The organism is Bacteroides helcogenes P 36-108 (assembly GCF_000186225.1).
In the GTDB taxonomy this organism is placed as follows: domain Bacteria; phylum Bacteroidota; class Bacteroidia; order Bacteroidales; family Bacteroidaceae; genus Bacteroides; species Bacteroides helcogenes.
The window spans coordinates 1,029,955-1,052,630 of record NC_014933.1; the positions used below are offsets into that span (position 1 = coordinate 1,029,955).

Annotated in this window: 15 protein-coding genes; 2 read left to right on the forward strand and 13 right to left on the reverse strand. The window is 49.4% G+C overall.

All coding sequences use genetic code 11. From position 1 onward, the window contains the following. Positions 1-3: 3 nt before the first annotated feature. The 7 genes from mnmC2 to BACHE_RS03965 all read right to left on the reverse strand — a co-directional run bounded on the left by mnmC2 (position 4) and on the right by BACHE_RS03965 (position 8,389). The gene (gene mnmC2 / locus BACHE_RS03935; protein WP_013546414.1) at positions 4-747 is read right to left on the reverse strand and encodes a tRNA (5-methylaminomethyl-2-thiouridine)(34)-methyltransferase MnmC2; all 744 of its coding nucleotides are present in this window, start codon (positions 745-747) and stop codon (positions 4-6) included. A gap of 197 nt (positions 748-944) precedes the next feature. After that, positions 945-1,424 carry a YqaA family protein gene (locus BACHE_RS03940; RefSeq protein ID WP_013546415.1) on the reverse strand — a complete coding sequence of 160 codons (480 nt, stop codon included), beginning with the start codon at positions 1,422-1,424 and terminating at the stop codon, positions 945-947. Next, the gene (locus tag BACHE_RS03945) at positions 1,409-2,407 is read right to left on the reverse strand and encodes a hypothetical protein (RefSeq protein ID WP_013546416.1); all 999 of its coding nucleotides are present in this window, start codon (positions 2,405-2,407) and stop codon (positions 1,409-1,411) included. The genes BACHE_RS03940 and BACHE_RS03945 overlap by 16 nt, the downstream gene beginning before the upstream one ends. A gap of 6 nt (positions 2,408-2,413) precedes the next feature. After that, positions 2,414-3,688, reverse strand: coding sequence for a phosphoribosylamine--glycine ligase (gene purD, locus BACHE_RS03950; RefSeq protein WP_013546417.1), 1,275 nt, complete (start codon positions 3,686-3,688; stop codon positions 2,414-2,416). Positions 3,689-3,710: 22 nt separating this feature from the next. Then, positions 3,711-5,918, reverse strand: coding sequence for a S9 family peptidase (locus BACHE_RS03955; protein ID WP_041579632.1), 2,208 nt, complete (start codon positions 5,916-5,918; stop codon positions 3,711-3,713). A gap of 33 nt (positions 5,919-5,951) precedes the next feature. Beyond that, positions 5,952-7,457 carry a THUMP domain-containing class I SAM-dependent RNA methyltransferase gene (locus BACHE_RS03960; RefSeq protein WP_013546419.1) on the reverse strand — a complete coding sequence of 502 codons (1,506 nt, stop codon included), beginning with the start codon at positions 7,455-7,457 and terminating at the stop codon, positions 5,952-5,954. 32 nt (positions 7,458-7,489) lie between these two features. Continuing rightward, positions 7,490-8,389, reverse strand: coding sequence for a serine O-acetyltransferase (locus BACHE_RS03965; RefSeq protein ID WP_013546420.1), 900 nt, complete (start codon positions 8,387-8,389; stop codon positions 7,490-7,492). A 160-nt stretch (positions 8,390-8,549) separates the two neighbouring features. On the opposite strand from BACHE_RS03965, the gene cysK reads away from it, so the two are divergent. Further along, on the forward strand, positions 8,550-9,497 hold the full coding sequence (gene cysK, locus BACHE_RS03970; RefSeq protein ID WP_013546421.1) for a cysteine synthase A: 948 nt from the start codon (positions 8,550-8,552) through the stop codon (positions 9,495-9,497). Positions 9,498-9,665: 168 nt separating this feature from the next. On the opposite strand, the gene BACHE_RS03975 is transcribed toward cysK, so the two are convergent. The 6 genes from BACHE_RS03975 to BACHE_RS04000 form a co-directional block, all read right to left on the reverse strand. Then, complete coding sequence (locus BACHE_RS03975) at positions 9,666-13,709, reverse strand: glycoside hydrolase family 2 TIM barrel-domain containing protein (protein ID WP_013546422.1); 4,044 nt, start codon at positions 13,707-13,709, stop codon at positions 9,666-9,668. A 97-nt stretch (positions 13,710-13,806) separates the two neighbouring features. Beyond that, on the reverse strand, positions 13,807-15,456 hold the full coding sequence (locus BACHE_RS03980; protein WP_013546423.1) for a RagB/SusD family nutrient uptake outer membrane protein: 1,650 nt from the start codon (positions 15,454-15,456) through the stop codon (positions 13,807-13,809). Between the two features lie 19 nt (positions 15,457-15,475). Next, positions 15,476-18,796 (reverse strand): TonB-dependent receptor, encoded by a 3,321-nt coding sequence (locus BACHE_RS03985; protein ID WP_013546424.1) that lies wholly within the window; start codon positions 18,794-18,796, stop codon positions 15,476-15,478. A gap of 215 nt (positions 18,797-19,011) precedes the next feature. After that, positions 19,012-20,004, reverse strand: coding sequence for a FecR family protein (locus BACHE_RS03990; RefSeq protein ID WP_013546425.1), 993 nt, complete (start codon positions 20,002-20,004; stop codon positions 19,012-19,014). A 202-nt stretch (positions 20,005-20,206) separates the two neighbouring features. After that, positions 20,207-20,758 (reverse strand): RNA polymerase sigma-70 factor, encoded by a 552-nt coding sequence (locus BACHE_RS03995; RefSeq protein WP_013546426.1) that lies wholly within the window; start codon positions 20,756-20,758, stop codon positions 20,207-20,209. A 92-nt stretch (positions 20,759-20,850) separates the two neighbouring features. Next, positions 20,851-21,327, reverse strand: a complete 477-nt coding sequence (locus BACHE_RS04000) for a pyridoxamine 5'-phosphate oxidase family protein (protein ID WP_013546427.1) — start codon at positions 21,325-21,327, stop codon at positions 20,851-20,853. A gap of 256 nt (positions 21,328-21,583) precedes the next feature. On the opposite strand from BACHE_RS04000, the gene BACHE_RS04005 reads away from it, so the two are divergent. Beyond that, a complete protein-coding gene (locus BACHE_RS04005; protein WP_013546428.1) occupies positions 21,584-22,558 on the forward strand; it encodes an outer membrane beta-barrel protein in 975 nt (324 codons plus the stop codon). Positions 22,559-22,676 lie beyond the last annotated feature (118 nt).

Consider the following 22,676-nt stretch of genomic DNA (forward strand, 5'->3'; position numbering starts at 1 on the left):
TTTTCAGCTTCCCGTTTTTGAGGCGCGCAGTATTTCCCGCTTTCCGCCGGGAGGACCGGGCAGCCGTTCCACCTTGAAGCCTACGGCTTGCAGCATCCGGCGTACAGAGCCTTTGGCGCAGTATGTGGTCAGCACTCCGTTCCGGTTCATGCTTGCGTACAGGGCGCGGAAAATCTGTTCGTCCCACATTTCGGGCTGCTTTTCGGGGGCAAAGGCATCGAAATAAATAACATCAAAGGAGGGGGGAAAGTTGAGAGTTGACAGTTGAGAGTTGACAGTCGATACTTGAAAGTTGACTGCACTGTCTTGCTGCATGGCAACCTTCAACTCTCCTCTTTCAACTTTCAACTCTCTTGCGTCTGCCTGCATCTTGTGCAGGGTGAAGTGGGGCGTGATGTCAGCATCCTCCTCCCAGGGAGCTTCATGCAGGGCTTTGAACAGCGGGTTGCCGCTGTATCGCAGTATCTCCACTTCTTCCCAGGCAAGAGGGTAGAGTTCGATGCCGGTGTAGTATATGTGCCGTCTTTCCGCTTCTGCCGCTTCGAGGGTGAGCAGTGCGTTCAGTCCGGTTCCGAAACCTATTTCAAGAATATGCGGCCGGGTGGCAGATGAGGCTTTCAGCCCCATGTCGATAAAGATATGCCGGGATTCTGTAAGTGCTCCCTTTACCGAATGATAATGCTCGTTCAGTTCGGGCACAAACAGGGTTGCGCTTCCGTCTTCGGTTTGTTCTATGATCCGTTTCATCTTTTGAGTCTTACTTTTTTACTTTTTGTCTATTCCCTGTATATCAGACGTTTGCTGCGTATATAGTTTCGCCGTGCTGCATCTATATATCGAGCGTGCTGCATCTATATATGCCGGTCGGTGCATCTATATATGCAGCAACCGGGGGATGCCGCTTTGCCTTTTTCCTCCTTTTTGTCAGGAATATTCCCGGCTTGTCAGCCGTTTATCACGGTCAGCGCTCCCTGCAGCGCTAGCAGCATGGCAACGTAGCGCATCAGCTTTCCCGCAAACATGGATGCTGTGGTCAGATAAACGTTACTCCTCATAAAGCCCAGTGCAATGGCAATGGCTTCTCCTACGAAGGGCAGAAAGGCGAAAAACGCCATCAGTGATCCCCTCCCTTGCAGGAAGCGTTGCATCTTGTCTGTCTTTTCCTTCTTTACCTTGAAGTATTTCTCTATCCAGTCTGTCTTTCCGAGGCGTCCCATATAGTAACAGGTCATTCCTCCTATGGTATTGCCCAGTGTGGCGGCAAGTACGCAGAGTGCGGGACTCAGCCCTACCTTGACCAATGCCACCATGACCAGTTCGGAGCTGAAAGGCAGGATGCTTCCCGCTAACAGGGCGGAGATGAATAGTCCGAGGTAACCCCAGTCTATGAGCAGCCCGGTGAGTGTATCTATAAAAGCGTCCATATATTAAATCCGAATAAGATGAACAATCCTGCAAGTGCGCAGATGAAGAAGGCATTGGAACTGCGGCTGCTTGTCAGTGCGAAGAAGTGTCCTGCTAAAATACTTACTCCGATCAGCAGGAACGAGAGCAGATGGATGCCCGGTGACGGTTGCAGACCGATATATATGAAGATGCAGAGGTTAAGGAATATGAGGAAATGCAGGTAGCTGCGGGTGCGTATCTTGTCTTCGTAGCCGGCTACAAGGCAATGTGTGGAACTGACGATGAACAGGACGAGCAGGTATCCGATGCTTGCCAGTTCCCACGGCTGGAAATCGAACCGGACTGGCGTGAAAGCCGCCAGTTCCCGGAAGGGACGGTAGAACAGGTCCATCTGTCCGTGCCAGTAGGCGTGCCCCAACAGAAACCAGAAGGGCACGCTCCAGCCCGTCAGGGAGGCAAAAAAACTTTTGAGTTGCAGAGACTGGAAATTGTAGGCGCCCATCCAGAACACAGGTACGAAAAGTATGAGTTGCGGGAACAGCAGGCTGCCCACACCGATGAATACGAACGCATGGAAAAGGTAGCTTGCGGGACGCGCCTGCTGGTAACTCTTGAAAAGGAAGAACAGGGCAACTAAAACTGCGGCGGCTGCCAAATCACCGGCATACAGTATATGTATGCCGGGGCAAATGGATACCAACAGGAAATAGATGGCTGTCTGTACGGATGCCCTCATGCGGATGAGCCCGAATGCGTTGTTCAGTTCTATCAGGAAGTAGCCGATGATGCTGTATAAGATGAAACTGAGGAAACGGCAAGCCCAGGCGGGAACGGAAAAGTTGCCAAACACTTCCCAAAGGGGGGAGTTGTCCCTCTTCACCTCCATTTCGGGCAGCAGGATGGCCGTCAGTATCCAGCAGGCCACTGAAATCAGGATGGCGGCGGGCAGTGTGAGGTGGCCCGCCGTAATCCGGTTCTGGAATCGTTTGGTACGTAACATGGAAAATTACAGGTCGAACCCGATGTCGCGTCGGAAATATTTCTTGTCGAAGTCTATCATGTCTGCCACAGTGTAGCTTTTGGCAAGGGCTTCTTCCTTGGTGTCGCCATAAGAACAGACAGCGATGACCCGCCCGCCGTTGGTCACGATGTCACCGTCCTTCATGGCCGTGCCTGCATGAAACAGGATGCTGTCTGTGCAGGCGGCTTGTCCGAAGCCGGTCATTACCTTGCCTTTCTCGTAAGCTTCGGGGTAGCCGCCGCTTACCAGCATGACGCAGGCTGCGGTGCGGGGATCGAGCTCCAGAGTTTTGGTGTCGAGATTTACCTGATGTACACCTTCAAAGAGTTCTACGATGTCACTCTTGATACGCAGCATGACGCTTTCGGTTTCGGGATCGCCCATGCGCACGTTGTACTCTATCACCATCGGCTCGCCTTTCACGTTGATCAGGCCGAGGAAGATGAATCCTTTGTAAAGGATATTCTCCTCAAGCAGTCCGTTGATGGTAGGCTCGATGATGCGTGTACGTACCTTTTCCATGAATTCGTCGTTGGCAAAGGGTACGGGGGTGACGCTTCCCATGCCGCCGGTATTAAGACCTCTGTCACCTTCGCCGATACGTTTGTAGTCCTTGGCGACGGGGAGGATTTTATAATGACGGCTGTCCGAAAGCACGAATACGGAGCATTCTATTCCACTAAGGAATTCTTCGATGACAACTGTGGCGCTGGCATTGCCGAACATGCCTCCAAGCATTTCCTTCAGTTCCTTTCGGGCTTCTTCCAGACTGGGCAGAATCAATACGCCCTTACCGGCGCACAGTCCGTCGGCTTTCAGCACATACGGTGCTTCGAGGGTTTCGAGGAAAGCCAGACCTTCGTCAAGAGTTTGTGCCGTGACGCTTTTATAGCGGGCGGTGGGTATGTTGTGGCGTTGCATGAACTCTTTTGCGAATTCTTTGCTGCCTTCCAATTGCGCGCCTTTGGCGGTGGGGCCTATGATGGCTATATGGCGGGTGGAATCATCTTCCTTGAATTTATCGAAGATGCCCTGTACCAGTGGGTCTTCGGGCCCTACCACTATCATATCGACTTTATTTTCGAGAGCGAAGGCCTTGAGTGCAGGGAAGTCGGTAGCTTTTATATTCACATTCTCGCCTGCCGCGCTTGTTCCGGCATTGCCTGGGGCGATGTATAACTTCTCGATTTTGGGACTTTGGGCAATCTTCCATGCCAGAGCATGCTCGCGGCCGCCTGAGCCTAATAGTAATACTTTCATGATTCTTCTTTTTATTCTGGAATTATTTACTTTTCCCTTCTACTTCAATGGAGCGAGGGGCAAGATAGTCTTCAAAATATCTCGTTATCTTCTCGTACAGGTGTACACGGTCGCGCCCCATCACGTTGTGCTTATGAGTGGGATAGATGAACAAGTCGGGATAAGTGCGGGCATCCACACAGGCTTTCATGAACGAAAGGGTGTGTTGCGGGACGCAGGTGTCATCGTGGTCATCGTGTATGATGAGCAGATGGCCTTTCAGGTTGCCGGCAAGCTTTTTCAGGTTGCACATCTCATACCCTTCCGGATTGCTTTGCGGGGTATCCATGTAGCGTTCGCCGTACATGATTTCGTAATAGCTCCAGTCGATGACAGGGCCTCCGGCAACACCTGCTTTGAAAATCTCCGGGTAGCGAAGCATCAGTGCAGTGGTCATGTGCCCTCCGAAGCTCCAGCCGTGTACGCCGATGCGGTCGGCATCCACATAAGGCAGGCTCTTCAGATATTCCACACCTTTCACCTGATCTTTGCCTTCCTCAATGCCAAGGCGGCGGAAGGTGGCGTTCTCGAATTCCAGACCGCGGTTGCTGCTTCCACGGTTGTCAAGGGTGAACATAATGTAACCTTTGTTTGCCATGTAGATGTCCCATCCGCGTGCACCGTTCATCCATCCGTTTGTTACCAGTTGGGCGTGCGGACCACCATATACATAGACTATGGCGGGATATTTTTTCCGGGGATCGAAATCGGCGGGTCTGATGATGCGGTAGTGCAAGTCGGTCTTTCCGTCGGCGGCTTTGAGAGTGCCGGTCTCTATGTCGGGCATCGTGAAACCTTCGTATGGGTTCTTTGCAGTCAACAGGTTGAAGCTTTTCCCGTTCTGTACATTGACGAGGCTGATGTTGCGGGGAACGTCCGGGGCGGTATGGTTGTCAATCAGGTAGTTGCCCGATGCGGAAAGGATGGCGTGATGCACGCCTTTACCGTTGTCCAGGGGGGTAATCTTTCCACTGTTTATACTTACCTTATATATATTGCTTTGCAGCGGTGACTCTTTGGTGGCCGCGATGATAATTTCTTTCTTCTTTTCATTGAAGCCGAGCACCTCTTGTACCAGCCAGTCGCCTTGTGTCAGTTGTTTCATCCCATTTTTGATGTCTGCCAAGTACAGGTGGTTATATCCGTCACGCTGGCTTTGGCAGATGAACTTCGTGTCATCCCAAGGCAGGAAGATGATGGGGCTCTGAGGCTCCACATACTTAGGATGGTTTTCCTCATAAATCTCGCCTGTCAATTCTCCGTTTTCGGCATTGTATTGGCAGAGTTTGGCGTGGTTCTGGTCCCGGTTCAGTTCTGTCAGATAAAGGCTTTTGCCGTCAGGCGCCCACGAGATATTGGTGAAGTAGCGGTCGGTAGGGTCACCCGTATTCAGATAAACGGTTTTTCCGCTTTGAGGGTTATAGATCCCTACATATACTTTGTGGCTGGTCATCCCCGCCATGGGATAGCGGATGAGATTCACTTCGCCTGTGCGTGCGGTGATGTCCACCAGCGGATATTGTGTCACCATGCTTTCGTCCATCCGGTAGAATGCGAGTAAATGTCCTTCGGGACTCCAAAAGGTTCCTTTGCTGATGCCGAACTCATTGCGATGCACGCTTTGTCCGCAGACGATACCTTCCGGTTCGTCGGTGATGCGCCGTCCGTTGACGTAGAGATTGCCGCGCACGGTGTAGGCAAGGTTTCGGCTGGCCGTGTCATAGTCAAAGTTTTCGGCAGGTTCTTTGGGCAGGTCGTCTCGTCCGGTGAGTTGTCCCGTCTTCCAGTTATATATGGCATAACGCTGGGACCTGGGAAGTAGTATTTCGGTCTTCTCCGGCCAAGGCAATTGCACGTTGTATAGATGGGCGATTTCTTTTATTCCGGCAGCTTTCAGGGCTTGGTTTACCGCTTTGCGTGTGATGAGCACCGTTTCTTTTCCCGTCTTGGGATCGATGGCTTTCAGCTCATCAATGTCCGGTTTGATGCACACGTCTCCCCACCATTGCAGGCCATACAGGTTTTCGGCATAGCGGTAGGTTTCTCCTCCGGGAATCAGGTCTTCTAAAGTCGGCTTCTTCAATGCTTGTATGCCGGCATTTGTTTTTTGCGCCATAACATTTGTTGCAAATAGGGCTGGCATTGCAATCAGCAATGCCAGTATGCCTTTATTCATGATCTTCGTATTCATTGTCTTTATCATCGAACTGAGCACTTTTATCTATCAGGCTTTCTCTCTTTCTTCCCGTTTTTTCCGTTCCGGATAAGACTCTCCCGATCTTGGTGTGCGGGTTTCACCGAAATCTTTTCTTCCGCGCGGCTTGAATTCATGGTTTTCCCCATCTTTGTATTCGCGTCTTTCACGCGGCTTGAACTCACGTCTTTCTCCGTCTCTGAAGTTTCTTGGTGTATGTTCTCCATCAAACCTGCGTCTCTCTCCGTTAAACTCACGCTTCTCTCCGTCTCTGAACTCGCGTCTTTCCCTCGGTCGGAATTCGCGCCTTTCTCTTGGGGTAGATTTGATTTCCCTTCTTTCTCCCGATGCCAGTTTAAGTTCCTTGCTCAGCCCCTCGCCGCCTTCACGGAATTCTTTGTATTTCCCGTCAAAGATTTCGTACTGGCGGAATTCACAATCCAGCGCGCCGTTAAACAAAGGTATCTTCCGAGTGGGTTTCAGACCTATCTGGTCGAAGCATTCTTCACGGTAGGACAGAATCCATGCGTTGTTTCCGGCAAAGGCATGTTTCAGCCGTTCGCCTATCATGGAGTACAGTCCTAACAAATCGTTTGTAGAGATACGTTCTCCATAGGGTGGATTAGTGATGATGACGGATTTTTCCGCGGGCTGCTCGAACTGCTGGAAAGGTTGCAGTTTCAGCACTATGTCTTTGCTCACGCCCGCAGCTTTTATGTTGTGTGTGGCTATCTCGTTGGCCTTCGGGCTATTGTCGTAGCCATATATCTTATGGGTAAACTCGCGCTCTTGGCTGTCGTCGTTGTAGATGGTATCGAACAAATTCTGGTCGAAGTCGTTCCACTTCTCGAAAGCAAATTCTTTGCGGAAAATACCCGGAGCGATGTTGCGTGCTATCAGGGCAGCTTCGATGGGAATGGTTCCTGAACCGCACATCGGGTCTATCAGGTCACATTCGCCGTTCCAGCCGGTCATCAGTATCATTCCGGCGGCCAGCACTTCGTTCAGAGGGGCTTCTACGGCTTCTTGGCGATAACCGCGACGGTGCAGGGATTCTCCGCTGGAGTCGAGAGAGAGCGTACATTTGGTTTCGGCGATATGGATGTTCAGCAGTACGTCCGGCTTGTTTACACGTACACCGGGGCGATTTCCTGTCTTTTCCCGGAAGTAGTCCACAATGGCGTCTTTCACTTTGTATGCCACGAACTTTGAGTGGCGGAACTCCTCGCTGAAGATTGTCGGTTCTACGGCAAAGGTACGGTCGGTGTCAAGGTAGTCTTCCCAATGTATGGCTTTGATCTGTTCGTAAACTTCGTCAGCGTCCTTGGCGGTGAAGTGCTTGATTGGTTTCAGGATGCGAATGGCTGTACGCAGGCAGAAGTTTGCTTTGTACATCATTTCTTTGTCGCCACTGAAAGACACCATGCGACGGCCGATTTCAATGTCGTTGGCTCCCAGTGAAGTAAGTTCTTTCGCCAGCACTTCTTCCAGTCCTTGGAAGGTTTTGGCAATCATTTCAAAAGATTGTTCGCTCATCTATTTATCTGTAATTTATATAATTGTTTTAATCATTTCTTCGCCTTTGTCTGTACTATCCTTGCTCCTGCCGGTACATCTTCGGTTACCCAGATATTGCCTCCCACCGTTGCGTCCTTTCCTATAATGATTCTTCCGAGGATGGTGGCATTGGAGTAAACGATGACATTGTCTTCCAGAATCGGATGGCGGGGAATGCCTTTGATGGGCTTTCCGGCTTCATCCAACGGGAAGCTTTTGGCTCCGAGGGTGACTCCCTGGTATAGTTTGACGTGATTGCCGATAATGCAGGTTTCGCCGATTACCACGCCCGTGCCGTGGTCGATGGTGAAGTGGCTGCCGATTTGTGCGCCCGGATGGATGTCTATGCCCGTTTCACTATGTGCCATTTCGGTGATGATGCGTGGAATAAGGGGAACGCCCAATGTCAGCAGTTCATGGGCGATGCGGTAGTTGCTGATGGCTCGGATGGCGGGGTAGCAACTGATCACTTCACCGAACGAATGGGCGGCGGGATCACCGTTATAGGCAGCTTCCACATCTGTGGCAAGTATGCGGCGCATTTCGGGCAGATAGCTGATGAACTGGGCTCCCAGCAAGGCGGCCTCTTTTCGTTGCAGTTCGGTGCAGCAACTGCATTCGTCGTCACTGGCAAAACAGAGGCCGGCAAGAATTTGCTCGGTAAGCAGGTCGAACAGGCGTTCTACGTTGACGCCGATGTGATAAGTTATGGTACGGCTGTTGACCGTGGAGTTGCCGAAATATCCGGGAAACAGGATGGCACGTGCCAGTTCGATGATATTGCACAAGGATTTGGCCGAAGGCAGTGGATTGCCGTCCGTATGCTGGTGAAACAGTCCTTTGTAAGATTCGCTTTCCGATAGCTCATCGACTGCTTGTGTCAGGATGTGGGTAAAGTTGAGTGGATTCATTATGATATCCTTTATTTAAAGTGGCTACAAAGGTACAAAGTATTCGCTAAATTTCCTACATATCCCTCATTTATAGTATGGATTTACCATGTTTGTGGTATTGGGGAAGAGCTGGTTTCACACTATTTTTGTCCTATCAGAAACAAAAAACTTATGGATTATGAAGAAGATTGCAAAAAGCCTTATCGGACTGGTAGGCAACACTCCTTTGCTGGAGCTCAACAATTATAACAGAAGTAAGGTTCTTAAAGCACGTGTGATAGCCAAGCTGGAATATTTTAATCCTGCCGGCAGTGTAAAAGACCGGGTAGCCCTTGCCATGATAGAAGCTGCTGAAGAGAAAGGATTGCTGAAATCCGGAGCTACGATTATTGAGCCTACCAGTGGAAATACCGGGGTGGGACTGGCATTCGTTGCCGCCGCTAAAGGTTACAGGCTTGTCTTGACGATGCCCGATACGATGAGTGTGGAACGCCGCAATCTGCTGAAGGCGCTGGGTGCGGAATTGGTTTTGACACCGGGTGTCGATGGAATGAAGGGAGCCATAGCCCGCGCCGAGGAGTTGAAGGCCACTATTCCTGGTTCAATCATCTTGCAGCAGTTTGACAACCCCAATAATCCAGCCGTCCATGAGCGCACCACGGGGCAGGAGATATGGAGGGATACGGACGGTGATGTGGATATTTTTGTAGCCGGAGTAGGTACGGGCGGAACGGTAAGCGGTGTGGGCACTGCCCTGAAGAAGCATAACCCCAAGGTGAAGATTGTGGCCGTGGAGCCCGTAGATTCTCCGGTACTTTCCGGCGGGAAGCCCGGTCCCCATAAGATTCAGGGAATTGGGGCGGGTTTTGTTCCAAAGAATTATAATGCCGCTGTGGTGGATGAAATTTTGCAGGTATCGGGAGATGATGCCATCCGTACAGGGCGCGAATTGGCCAAATATGAAGGATTGCTTGTCGGTATATCTTCTGGTGCAGCCGTGGCTGCAGCTACCCGGTTGGCAATGCTGCCGGAGAATGAGGGGAAGACGATCGTTGTCCTTTTGCCCGATACGGGTGAGCGCTATCTATCCACGTTGCTATATGCCTTCGAGGAGTATCCGTTGTAAAGACCCTTCTTTTGAGAAATATCTGTTGTAAAGGCTCTCTTCCCCGAAAACAAGCAACCGGTAAGCGTGCGTAATGGCATTGCTTACCGGTTGTTTTCTTATAGCACCTCGTGAGGTTAGGGCTTCACGCCTTGCAAGATTAGGCTATTGCAGCCTGTGATGTTCTTCTTATTCGGCCAGGATGCCCAGTTCTGCTCCCGACGCATAATCCTGTCCATACTGTTCGCTCAGTGCAGTGAAGCGGATGTAGCGCGCTTTCACAGGCTTGTCAAAGCGTATGGTCTTTTCTTTCCGGTTCTTCTCAAAGCTGCCTTTGGCCACGGGTTCGCCCCAGTTCCGGCCGTCCATGCTTACCTGGATGCTGTAATCCTTGATGTTTCCGTTGTCGCTGTCTTGGCGGGGCAGATAGGTGATGCCTTTGAGTAGCTTCACTTCTTTGGTGTCCAAGTCTATCCAATGTGGATATTTGGCCAGAGTCACGGAGTACATGGTGTGCCAGATGCTTCCGGCATCCCCGTCCGTCAGGTTCGTGGCCTCTCCGCCGCCGGTCTCCTGACTGCTGGCGTTTATCACTTCGGCCCGTACTTTCTCTATTTTGTTGAAGGTTTGCGTGGCCTTGATGTCGGGAGTGGACTTGAACCATGCCGTCACGTTGCCGCCTTCGCGCATCGGGATGGGGGCGGTATAGACTTTCGCTTTCTTTGCCTTGCCCACGATGTAGCATATTTCTGCTTCGGGACGGGTGGAGACAAATGTCACTTCGCCTGCCTCATTGCGCACGATGTTCAGTGGAATCTCTCCGGCGGCGGCTACTTGTGCAGTCGCGCTCAGGTCTTGTGCCGCCGGGCGGATGATGAAACCGAACGAGTGCTGTCCTGCCAATATTCTGTCTTGTGCCAACGGGCCGCCTTGTCCGCAACTGTTGCCGCCCAGTCCCGTGACGCCTAAGTCAAGATGCAGGTATGTGCCCGTCACAGCCGGAAGCTGATAAGGATGTCCTGCCAGAATCATTTCAGTGGCTGTATATTGCAAGGGGGCAACGGACATTTTTCCTCCGGTGGCGATGAACTGTGCCCCACTGCCTGCGGCGTCGGTCAGCGCACACCAACGTACGTCTTCATGGTTTGCCACGTCCTGCGGTTTGGGGAAGTTGGCAAATTCGTCGGCCACCTTGTTGCGGTGAATTTCTATGAACTGTCCGGTCTTGCGGTCGGGATAGTTCTCGATGGGGCCACGGCCGTAGTAGGTGAAGTTATCGTATTGCTGCGGAAGTTTCATCACGTAGCCCAGGCGCGGTAATACCAGTGTAGAACGGTTGGACGTGATGCCTGCCTGAAGTTCTACCGAGCCGTCACGATAGACGGTCCACACTTGGTTGGTAGTGAACTTGAAGTCGTTCTCGCCAAATTTCCGGTCGGTCAATTCTTCTATCTTGTTCTTGCCGCTGGCTGTTCCGCCAAGGATGCGTGCGGCATTCGGCGCTTGCGATTCTATGGTGAATGCCAGTACCACAGCACCGTCGGCGCGTTGCATCACTTTGCTTTGAATGGCTTTATGCTGCAAGTTGTGCAATCCGTTCTCGAACCAAGCCGTGTACGCCCAGTTGTCATTATTGACGAAAGCACGGAAAGCGTCCAGTTTCGGCCCGTTTCCGTCGGCAACAATCGTCTCGCCGTTGTACTTCAGGCTATAGATGCTTCCGGTCTGCATATCAAAACGAGCCTCAAAGCCTTCTCCCTTAACGGTGATAAAGCGTTGGTCGGCCTTGTCCGATGCAGAGCTTTCTGTATATGATATGTTTCCGGCGGCAGCAGTAACCGTAGAGATGGCCGGTAAGCCCGTTGCCTGTTTCAAGGCAATCTGCTCTTCGGCCATCGTATAGCCTTTCTCAGCCCAGGGAGCAGCTTCTTTCAGTTGGAACTGAACCTTCACGAAGTATTCAGCTTCCGGTTTCAAAGTCTGGTAGTTGTAAGGAATATCAACCGTAACACGGCTACGGGGAGCAACTTGTCCTAAAGAGAGCAGGCCATCCTTTACTTCTTTGCCATTCTCGTATAGCGACCAGCGCACTTGATAGCCGGACAAATCCTTGAAGTAGTATTTATTGAAGATTTCGAAGCTGCCTTTTGCTACATTCAGCGCTTTCACGCCGATGTGCTGATAGACCTTCTTCACTTCATAATATTGGGGCTTAGGCTCAAGGTCGCCGAAGACAATGCCGTTCATTACGAACTGCCCGTCGTTGGGAGTATCGCCGAAGTCACCGCCGTAAGCCAGATAACGCTTGCCATCGGGGGTGTAGTTGTACATGGACTGATCTACCCAGTCCCAGATGGCGCCACCGCAGAAGAAGTTGGTCGATTCGATGGCTTCCCAGTAATCTACCAAGTTGCCTACGGCGTTGCCCATGGAGTGTGCATATTCCGAAATATGGAAGGGGTATTTGATGTCATATTTGCCTTTTACCGCTTCGCGTGTCCAGGCGATTGAAGGATATTGGTTGGAGCCCATATCCACAATGGCGTTGTTCCGTTCATATTGCACGGGACGAGAGAGGTCGAAAGCTTTCAGCGCATTGTAGGCGGTGACGAAGTTCTTGCCCGGTCCGGCTTCGTTGCCCAATGACCAGATGACGATGGAAGGATGATTGACGGTGCTGTGCGCCATCTCCATCACACGTGCCACGTGTGCGTTCTCCCACTCCACGGGGTGAGACAGGGATGCCTTTCCGTAATAATATTCGTGTGATTCAAGGTTGGCTTCGTCTTCCAGATAGATGCCGTACTTGTCGCAAAGGTAGTACCAATAGGGAGCATCGGGATAGTGAGAGTTGCGCACATGGTTGATATTGGCGCGCTTCATCAGCATGACTTCTTTTTCCATCAGTTCGCGGGTAATGGCGTGTCCCAGTGCGGGATTGCTTTCGTGACGGTTCACGCCCTTCAGCTTCACGGTCTTGCCGTTGATGTAGTAGTAGCGTCCGGCCAGTCCGAATTCATCGGCAGAGGCCGGCGTGTCCTTGATTTCCACCTTGCGGAAGCCCACAAAAGCGGAAACGGTCTCTATGGTCCGTCCCTTCTTGTCCTTCAGCTCGCCTACAAGCGTGTAGCGGTAGGGCGTTTCTGCCGACCATAAGAGAGGCTTCGGCAGCGTTAAAGTAGTTTGGCAGGTGCTGATGCCACCTTTGGTGACAGGGCTTACGGCTGCTGTGGCGGTGATGCCTGCAACCGGGGTATTCTCGTCCGAGTAGAGCTTGTTGGCATAGAGAGAATAGACCATGCTGTAACCTTTCGCTTCCTTTTTGTCCTGATTACGGATGTCGGCCTTGATGGAGAGTGTGCCTTCATCGAAGGTAGCATTCAAGTCGGGTGTAGCCACCAGGTCGCGCACGTGTAGTTTCGGAACGGAAGTAAGTGCCACCGTACGGAAGATTCCCGGTAGGCGGAACATGTCTTGTGCCTCAAGGAAAGAAGCGTCCGAACTGCGATAGACTGCGGCTGCCACGGTGTTCTTTCCGGCTGTGAGGTAGGGGGTGATATTGAAGCTTGCCAGGTTACGGGAGTTTTTGGAGAAACCGACATATTGCCCGTTTATCCAGAGGTAGAAGAAGGAATCCACTCCGTCGAAGTTGATGAAGACTTCGCGACCGTCCCAGTCGGCAGGCAGGGTGAAATCGCGGCGGTAGGAACCCACTTCGTTGCGGTGCTTGTAGGTGGTCCAGTTGGCGGGCGGGGTACGCATCACTCCTCCGCGCCAGTCGTCCACCGCCACTTTGTGCTGGAAGATGACAGGTTGGTTCACGTAGATGGGAGTGCCATATTTCTGCGTACCGTCTTTTTGGATACCATAAATGTTCCAGCTTGAGGGCACATAGATGTTGTCCCATGCGGACACGTCGTAGTCCGTGTTTTGAAAATCTTTCGGGCGTTCTTCGGGGTTGGGAACCCACTTGAATTTCCAGTCACCGTTGAGGCTCATCCAGTAGGCGCTGTTTTCAGGCAGCACTTTCCGGGCGGTGGTGACGTCGGCAAAAGAGAAGAAGGTGGCATGAGGCTGCTCCTTGTTCAGTGCCAGTCGTTCGGGCGATTCCCATTCTTTGCCGTCGGGGGCTTGAATGGAGCCATACTCGAATCCTTTCAGTTGGGGGCTGTCCTGCGCCACGGCAGGCAACATACAATAACTGAGTAATAGTGTACAAACAATTCCTTTCATAAAAAGTTAGCTTATAGGGTTATGGAGTGTAAAGATGATAAATCCCCACAAGAAACAGGTCTTATGGGGATTTACTTTAACAGTAATTAGCTATTTATCAATACCCATCATTCTGAGTCAACTGCGGATTCTTGTTACAGGCAGACTGAGGGATAGGCAAATAACGATGGTGGGGCTTAAAGATGCGTTCTTCGATCAGACGTTCTTTTTTGCTTGCATTGGGATTAATCGTTGCACGCATTTCGGGAGCAACGGATGCGTCCATAGAAACCGTACCGACTACACGTTGCAGAGTACCATTCATTACTTTTTCCGCTACCATCTTACCGTCGGATGTTTTCCAGCGAACAATGTCGGCGCGTCTCAGACCTTCACCTGCAAATTCTACCGCACGTTCACGGTGAATCAACTCACGCAGTTTGTCTTTCGTGGCATATTTCGCTTTATCCACAGCGGGCATGCCTGCACGGGCGCGAACTGCGTCCAAGGCTTCATAAACACCGGCTGACGGTCCGTTCAGTTCATTCTCGGCTTCGGCGTATGAAAGCAGGACTTCAGCATAGCGGAATACAATGGGACTTGCTTCCGTATCCCAGATACCCGTTGCGTTGTACTGGGTGATGGGATCCAAGTATTTGGCCCACGTCAATGCGGTTTTAGAAGCATTGTCTGCTGCTAAAGCATAGTTGGCATTCGTCTTTCCACCGATTTCTTTATCCAAAGTATTGAATACGGTCACTGTGCCGTCATCTTTGGTATAATTGCATCCGGGATAATAAACTGTCATGGCCATGCGCGGGTCACGATTGGCATAGGGATGGGTGGGATCATAGCCCGAACCAGCTTCATCCGTAGTGAGTCCGTTTGACATCTCGTATTCGTCCACCAAGTTCTGGGTGGGAACGATGGAAGACCAACCGCCGTCACCGTTGTTGTACATCTGCCCGATAGTTCCCAAAGTCTTTGTATTGGGAATGTATTGCACTGCCAGAATGATTTCTTTGGAGCTTTTGCCACTGACACGGAACAGATTGCTGTAATTGTCATCCAAAGAGTACTGGTTCAGTGCCTGAATCTTCTGTGAACGGTCTTTGGCCGTAGCCCAGTCACCATAGTACAGAGCTTCACGCATTCTCAAAGCCAATGCGGCGCCTTTGGCTACACGGCCGAGGGCAGCGGGCTCGTCATTCAGGTCGGGGGTGCATTCATCCAGTTCTTTCTCTATGAATTCACGTACTTTGGCTTCGGTATCACGGGGAACTTTTGCCTCATCAGCGGTGCTGTAATTGTCAATGATAGGCACGCCGCCATACATCCAGTTCATGATGAAATACTGATAGGCACGGATGAAGCGGGCTTGAGCAATCAAGTCTTTCTTCGCTGCCGGATCATTGAAGGTGATGCTCTCTACGTTTTCGAGGAAAGTGTTGCAACGACGGATGATAGAATAATTGTAAAAATTGGCTTCTGAATCACCTCCAACGGCAGTCCCGTTGCCGTATGCCGTAAAACCTTCCCAAGAGAAGTTGTTGTAGGCAAAGTCGGACATACAATCCAGATATAGAAGTGTGCCTCCGTCTTCCCAGCCGTCATAGCAACCAATCAGGAATTTCTGTGCATCGTCTTCGCTCTTCCAAGTAGTGGCAGGTGAAAGTGCATCGTAAGGAGTCGTGGTAAGAAAGTCATTGCATGAAGTGGTGCTCAAAGCAACCATTCCTGTCAATATGTAGTTTTTAATACTATTCATAATGTTAATGATTTAGAGTTTAGAATGAGATATTAACGCCAAATGCATGTGTGCGCAGCAACGGATAGGAAGACATACGCTGGCTGGTAGCTTCCGGGTCGATGTTGATTTTCATGCCGTCTATGGTAAGCAGGTTTTCTACCGAGTAATAGAGGCGCAGGTTCTGAACTCCCAAAGAGCTTAACCATTCTTTGGGGAAGGTGTAGCCCAACTGCAGGTTCTTCAGACGCAAATAGCTGGTATTTTGCAACCAGAAAGTGGATTGTACGTTTCTCGAACTGCTTGGAGAATTGGTGTTGGTGAAGATGCGAGGCATATCCGCGTTGTGATTGGTCTCTGTCCAGGCATTTTTCCAGATGGATGCGGGGTGTCCGGCATCACCGGAGAAAGCTCCATATACTTCGTGGGAATCAAACAAGCGAGCCACCTTGGCTGCACCGTTGAACATCAGCGAGAGGTCGAATCCTTTATATCCGGCGTTCAGGTTCAAACCGAAAGTGTATGCAGGTTCGGGGCTGTTGCAATAGACACGGTCGTCCTCAGTCAACAATCCGTCGCCGTTTGTATCTACATAACGGATGTCGCCGGCTTTCAGTTTGCCACCACCCAATGAAGGTTTGTATTTCTCTGTATATGCGTCCGCTTCTTCTTGTGAATTGAAGAAACCATCGGCTTCATAAATATAGTATGAATTAATCATACCACCGACATGATTTTGCTGTTTATAACCTCCGCTTACTTCTCTGATCTGATCTTTTTTAGCTACATCGCTTGCAAATCCCAAATCAAGTATCTCATTCTTGTTGTAAGTGAAGTTGGCCGCAACGCCCAGTTTCCAGTCACCGAACTTGTCGTTGTAGCTTACGTTCAGTTCTACGCCGCTGTTGCGCATGGCTCCCACATTATCTTTATAAGCGTCCAATGCGAATTCGCTGGGTACTGGTACATCCATGAGAATGCCTGTGGTCTTGCGGTTATAATAGTCGATGGTTGCATTAATCTTGTTGTTCAGGAATCCCAGGTCCAGACCGATGCCCCAAGTGGTGGCTTTTTCCCAAGAGATGGTGGACAGGCGGTACTTCTTCTGGTAGTAGCCACTGTTCAGCGAGCCGTCAAAGGGATAAGTGGCATCCAGGTTGTAAGTGTTCAGGGCGGGATAATAGTCATCCAGCGCATCTTGGTTGCCCAGCATACCCCAGGAGGCACGGAGCTTCAGAGTGCTCAGCCAGCTTTTGGCATTTTCCATGAATGCTTCCTCACTCATGCGCCATGCTGCGGAGAAAGACGGGAAATATCCCCAGCGGTTGCCTTCGGCAAAACGGGAAGAAGCATCCGAACGGATGTTGGCTTCCAACAGATACTTGCCTGCGTAGTCGTAGTTGACACGTGCAAACCAGGAAATCATGGCAAGTTCGCGGGTGAAGCCTTCGTTCTTTTGAGTAGAGCTGTCACCGGCGTTCATATCGGTCAGTTCGTTGTTAGGGAAGTTTTTGCGGTAGGCTTTCTGATACTTGTAATTGTATTTCTCGGTATGCCAGCCCAACAACCCTTTCAGATTGTGTTGCCCGAAACTCTTATCATAGTTCAGGAGGACATCATAGTTGGTGCGGTCCCATTTGTAGAAGCGTTCGTCCAAAGAGTTAGGGTCGGATTTCTTATTCTCGTTGTATTGGATGAATTTCTGGAAATACTGGTAGTTCTGCATATTGTGTACGTATGCCCCACTCATGGTAAGCTTCAACCCGTCCATAATCTGATAGTCCAGTGCAGCCATACCCGTAAAGTTATAATTGTCACGCGTTACCTTCATGCCTGAGTCCAGCCATGCGATGGGGCTACCGTCGGAAATGGTTCCCCAAGTGCCGTCGTCATTGCGCGCCACAATCCAGGGGGCGATGAGGTTCAACTGACGGATAATCTGGTCGGAACTGCCGCCTGCGTAGGCAGAGCTGGCATCATCGTACTTGTTCTTGATGAAGGCCAGATTCATGCGTGCGGTGAAGCGTTTGGACAGTTTCATGTCGAGGTTGGTGCGGGCGTTGAACTGTTCTCGTCCGGCATTGGGCAGAACGCCTGTCTGGTTCAAGTAGCCGATGGAAGCCATGTATGAGGCATTCTCGGCTCCACCGTTGATGTTGATGTTGTGGCGATGCTGTATGCCGGTCTTGTAAGCCAGGCCATACCAGTCTGTGTTGGGATATTTAGGGTCTGTGCCGGACTCGAACTTGGCGATTTCATCGGCGGTGAAGCGTTCGGCTTTACCTTCGGCCTTCAGTGCGCTGTTGTACAAGGCTGCATATTCGGCGGAGCTCAGGCGCTCTATCATGTTCGTGGCATTCTGGAAGCTGACATAGCCGCTGTATGATATTTGCGGCTTGCCGGTCTTTCCGCGCTTGGTAGTAATCAAGATAACGCCGTTGGAAGCCTTTGAACCGTAGATGGCGGCCGAGGCAGCGTCTTTCAGTACGGAGATACTTTCAATGTCGTTGGGATCGATGGCATTGAGTGTGCCCGATTCCACGCCGTCTATCAGGATGTAAGGGGAAGCGGTGTTGAGCGTACCTGTACCGCGTACACGGATGTTGCCGTTGTCTTGTCCCGGAGCTCCGTTTGTACCTGTGATGGTGACGCCCGGCATTAATCCTTGCAGGCCGTTGGTGAGGTTTTGGATAGGACGGTTCTGAAGTTCCTTGCTGTCAACGGTAGCTACTGAGCCGGAGAGGTTTACTTTCTTTTGTGTGCCGTAGCCCACAACTACTACTTCGTTCAGCATTTCAGAGTCTTCTTTCAGACGGATGTCATAGTTTCCTGCGGCATTCACCTTTACTTGGCGGTTGATGTAGCCGATATAGGAGATAATCAGTGTGGAGCCTGCGGGTACGTTCAACGTGTAGCGCCCATCCAGGTCAGTGATGGCTCCGATAGTGGTTCCCTGTACGGACACGTTAGCGCCGATGACAGGCTCACCCGTGTCGTCCGAAACTATTCCCGAAATCTTCACCTCTTTCTTTTGTTGGGCAACGGAGGCCTTCTTACTGATAAGGGTGATTTGCAGGTTGGCAATCTCAAAGCCGAGGTCGGTGTTTTTCAGCAATTCCGTTACAGCTTTGCCGACGGTTGCCTGCTTCACGTTCATGCTGACGGTTTGCTTCAGGTTTACTTGTTCAGCGTCATAGAAAAATGTGTAGCCCGATACTTGTTCAAATTTGTTTAGGGCTTCTTTTAGAGATAGATTAGAGAATTGAATGGAAATCGGCTTGTCAATCTTTTCGCTCTGTGAAAAGACGTTGATAAAGCTAAATAACAATGTGAAAAATAGTAAGCATAGTTTTTTATTCATAGCTTTGTAAATTAAAAGTTAACTATTTGGGTCTTCGGGATAGAGAGATTTGCGACATTTCCCTGTCACTTTCCGTACCCGTGGTTAATTAATTGTTTTTTGCAAGATGGAGATGCTGCCGATGGGCAGTGTCTCCTGTTTTTTCTTCGTTTGGGGTGTTAGTTCATAGGCATTGTTGTTTTATTATAAATTATACAATAAGGTTATCGGTTTACTTACTTCTTCTTACTGAATATCTGCAACCTGTTGTCTTCGTCAAACTGATACCCCACGGGGTTGATGCGTGCTATCAGTCTCATTATTTCTTCTAAAGGCTCATTGCGAAGGGTGAAGGTGTACAGATATTTGCCGGCCAGTGCCGGTTCCAAATCTATTTCTACGTTGTACCATCGGGAAAGATAACGGCAGATGTATCCCAACGTTTTTTGGTTGAAGATAATTTGTCTTTGTGCCCAAAAACTGTCAAATCCCACATCTCCATTCTTTATCAGCAGATTGTGGGTCTTGCGGTCGAAAAGGGCTGTCTCACCCGGTAGCATCTTACGGCTTTCGCGTGAGGTTTCCAGTCCTACCGATCCTTCTATCAGGCTTATCTGCACTTTGTCACTGTGCGCCATGTTTCGTATATTGAACTTGGTTCCGTAAACCGTAAGCTTTACGCCGTCCATCTGTACAACGAATGGATGTTCGGCATCGTGAGCCACCTCGAAGAAGGCTTCGCCGTTCATGCTCACCTCGCGGTAGCCTTCGCGTGAAAGGCGGCGATAGTTCAGTGAAGTGTTGTTGTGCAGCCACACTTTGCTGCCGTCGGCCAGCAGAGCCTGCGACTTTCCGTTGAGGTTAGTGAACTGCACTTCCTGAGCCGCCATGTTTTGTGCTTCCTTCATTGTCAGGTAGGCGGCCCCGCTTATCATTACGGCCAGGAAGATGGCTGCCGCTGCCGCATAGCGCATGAAGAAGAAAGACGGCTTTGGATTCTTCGCTTTCTTATCGGCGATGCGTGCCTGCAACTTCTTCCAATAATAGTCTTTGTCGGGAGTATATGTTTCGGTTTCTTTTTGAATGTCGAGCCAAAGGCCGGATAATCTTTCATATAGGGCACGGTTCTCGGGCAAAGCCGTCCACAGCTCCAATTCTTGCTTCTGTCCGTCACTTTCTTCGTGCTTCAGACAAGCTATTATCAAGCCCCAGGGTATATTCTGCTTCATGTTTTCTTCTTACTTCTTACAAATATGACACATGAAGCGGAAAGTACCCTTACTCCCGGATGGAACTTTTTTTCGAGCTTCTGTCAGTCTCTTGCCGGCAAGTTGGTGAGGTGTTGCCTATATATTGGCAAAATAAGTATATATAGCCCAAGATATTACGCTTTACTTTACGGCATCTTGGTTTGTTGCCGGATGTAAGCTTTTAGAATAGGTAAGAATAACTTTTATCAAGATATTTACGGATATGCTTCAAAGCCTTTGTAATCTGCGCCTCCACTGTCTTTACGGAAGTCTGTGTCTTTTCCGCTATTTCTTTGTTTGTGAGATTCTCTTGCCGGCTTTGCCGGAACACCTCCCTGCATTTGTCGGGCAGGGAACAGACGGCTTCCTCTACCAAACGGTTCAGCTCTTTTGCTTCCATGTCGGCGTCTATGGTGTGGCTGTCGCTCAGTGTTTCGCAGAATTCATCAACGGGGCAAGTCTGTTTGTTATCGCGCAGAACGTTCAGGCAACGGTTTCGGGCCGCTTGAAATAGATAGGCCTTGATGGTAAGCCTGATTGTGAAATTTTCTCGATTGGTCCATATATACATGAAGATGTCCAAGGCGATTTCTTCTATTAAGGTTTCATCCTTGAGATATAGCTTCATAAAGCGGCATAGAGGAACGAAATAAGTGTCGAACAAGAGTTTGAAGGCTCGTTCGTCACCGCTTCGCAGTAGCTTTAATGTCTGTATTTCATCATTTATAAGCATTATACACAAGGTTTTTAGCTTACAAATGTAGAAATAATAATAGTATATGCAAAAGTGTTCCGGCTATTTGTCCCGTTTGCCGGGGAGAACTGTCAGGTTTCGTTAGCCCGCAGTCCGAACGATTTGCATGTCATTTCTTCTACCTTCACTTCCCATATTTTGACGTGTCGCACGGCAGGGTCGGAGTATGTGCACTCATTGTCGGTGTGCCGGCTCATGAAGAAATCCAGCACCTTGCGCTTTTCTGCCATATCTTCGATGAACTGCACTTTTCCGCGGCAGATGACGCTGCGCGACTTCATGCTGTAACTGCATGCCACTTGCCGGTGCATATACACCAGCTCGTGCCCTTCGCAGAAGGTGATGCAGACTTGCGGATGCTGTGTCGCCAGCTCCACCTTGCTGCCTTCGGGGCCGGAATGCAGATAAACCGTTCCGTCCCGATAGGCAAAGTTCATGGGTACTACATACGGGTTGCCATCTGCATCCGTGATACCTACCATGCAATAAGGACAATGATTGATGATTTCCTCTATCTGTGCAAGGTCTGTGATGGTAATTGTTTTCATAAACTGTCTTCTGATTGAAATATTGGGCAAAGTTACGTTATTCTCGCATTTAAGAAGAAGGAGGATAATGCTTTTTTGAATACTACATACGGAATTTTAGAAAAAACGGAAGCAATATAAAAATGAATAATATAGTCTTTGTTTTTAACTATATAATCTGCTTTTTTAGATTAATGTTCCATTTCTTCAAGATTACGGTTTTTCTATACTTCACCGTTTATGTATTTTTGCCAAATAACTAAAAAGATATAAAATTATGAAGAGTGGATTGTGTATGAAAGTGTTTATCATTTACTGCTTATTGGGGACTGGGGTTTTAAGCTCTGTTGATGCACAAGTGTTATGGGATTTTAAAGTCGGAGCCTCTTATCACAATGTATGTGATGAACGCAAATTGGATTATATGGGTGAACTTGGCATAGACATACCCATCAAAGAAAAGTTTTCTTTAGAGGCAGGATTGCGTTATAAGAATATATTATTTGTAGATGATCTGGATAATGTTGATTATGATACTTATAAACCATACGCCGCTGACGGTGAAGATATACGGGCCAATATTTTGGAGTTGCCTGTTAAGTTTGGATATAAGTTGAGGCTTGCAGAAAATTCTAATTTGAGGTTTGGAGTAGGCCCTTATGTCTCGGCGGGGATGAATGGGTCAATGAAGTTGTTTGGAGCTGGAGTAACGAGTTGCGTCGTTTATGAGTATAAAAAAGTAAATGTTGGCTTGAATTATAATATAACTTGCCATGAACCTTATAAGAACATGGCAAAAGAAGGCGTTTTCCTGACTATTGGGGTGAAGTTTGGAAATAGCGTTTGGCGAGGGATTGGAACAGGATTGGCTGCTGTAGGCAGTGTAGCGGGGAGTGTGGCAGATGCTTATACGGAAAGTACAGGGTCTTCTTTCGTGAATGATAATGTTGATAATACGGGAAGTGGATATAGTGTAAGTAATAATACGAATGGTTCTGCATCAGGCTCTACGAGCAGAAGTTCATCAAATAATAGCGTTAGTGATGTTCAGGCCAAGAATACAGATAGCAATACTTATAGCAAGGATGAAAGTCTGTTGGTTAAAATGAACACCTATTATGAACGGGACTATAATGATTCAGACAGGATAAGTATTCAATCTCGAATGAAGTCTATAAGGACAAAATGGGAAGGACGTGGGTTTAAAATGCGTCATTCTCAATGGGAAGACTGGGATGGTAGAAAGAAATAAGGAATAGAAGGCTATTTTTGCGGCTTTATCATTTCTGAAATAATAATGGGCTAAACAGATATTAATGCGAGTAATCTGTTTAGCCCTCTTTTCTTTTGCAGGGTTCCTTTGCTTATTC

What these genes read in the sequence shown, in the direction of transcription:
- BACHE_RS03955 (WP_041579632.1), bottom strand. Translation starts at nt 5,918, where the DNA reads ATGAATACGAAGATCATGAATAAAGGCATACTGGCATTGCTGATTGCA.
- BACHE_RS03980 (WP_013546423.1), bottom strand. Translation starts at nt 15,456, where the DNA reads ATGAATAGTATTAAAAACTACATATTGACAGGAATGGTTGCTTTGAGC.
- BACHE_RS03965 (WP_013546420.1), bottom strand. Translation starts at nt 8,389, where the DNA reads ATGAATCCACTCAACTTTACCCACATCCTGACACAAGCAGTCGATGAG.
- cysK (WP_013546421.1), top strand. Translation starts at nt 8,550, where the DNA reads ATGAAGAAGATTGCAAAAAGCCTTATCGGACTGGTAGGCAACACTCCT.
- BACHE_RS03960 (WP_013546419.1), bottom strand. Translation starts at nt 7,457, where the DNA reads ATGAGCGAACAATCTTTTGAAATGATTGCCAAAACCTTCCAAGGACTG.
- BACHE_RS03995 (WP_013546426.1), bottom strand. Translation starts at nt 20,758, where the DNA reads ATGCTTATAAATGATGAAATACAGACATTAAAGCTACTGCGAAGCGGT.
- BACHE_RS03945 (WP_013546416.1), bottom strand. Translation starts at nt 2,407, where the DNA reads ATGTTACGTACCAAACGATTCCAGAACCGGATTACGGCGGGCCACCTC.
- BACHE_RS04000 (WP_013546427.1), bottom strand. Translation starts at nt 21,327, where the DNA reads ATGAAAACAATTACCATCACAGACCTTGCACAGATAGAGGAAATCATC.
- BACHE_RS04005 (WP_013546428.1), top strand. Translation starts at nt 21,584, where the DNA reads ATGAAGAGTGGATTGTGTATGAAAGTGTTTATCATTTACTGCTTATTG.
- BACHE_RS03985 (WP_013546424.1), bottom strand. Translation starts at nt 18,796, where the DNA reads ATGAATAAAAAACTATGCTTACTATTTTTCACATTGTTATTTAGCTTT.
- BACHE_RS03990 (WP_013546425.1), bottom strand. Translation starts at nt 20,004, where the DNA reads ATGAAGCAGAATATACCCTGGGGCTTGATAATAGCTTGTCTGAAGCAC.
- BACHE_RS03975 (WP_013546422.1), bottom strand. Translation starts at nt 13,709, where the DNA reads ATGAAAGGAATTGTTTGTACACTATTACTCAGTTATTGTATGTTGCCT.
- mnmC2 (WP_013546414.1), bottom strand. Translation starts at nt 747, where the DNA reads ATGAAACGGATCATAGAACAAACCGAAGACGGAAGCGCAACCCTGTTT.
- BACHE_RS03940 (WP_013546415.1), bottom strand. Translation starts at nt 1,424, where the DNA reads ATGGACGCTTTTATAGATACACTCACCGGGCTGCTCATAGACTGGGGT.
- purD (WP_013546417.1), bottom strand. Translation starts at nt 3,688, where the DNA reads ATGAAAGTATTACTATTAGGCTCAGGCGGCCGCGAGCATGCTCTGGCA.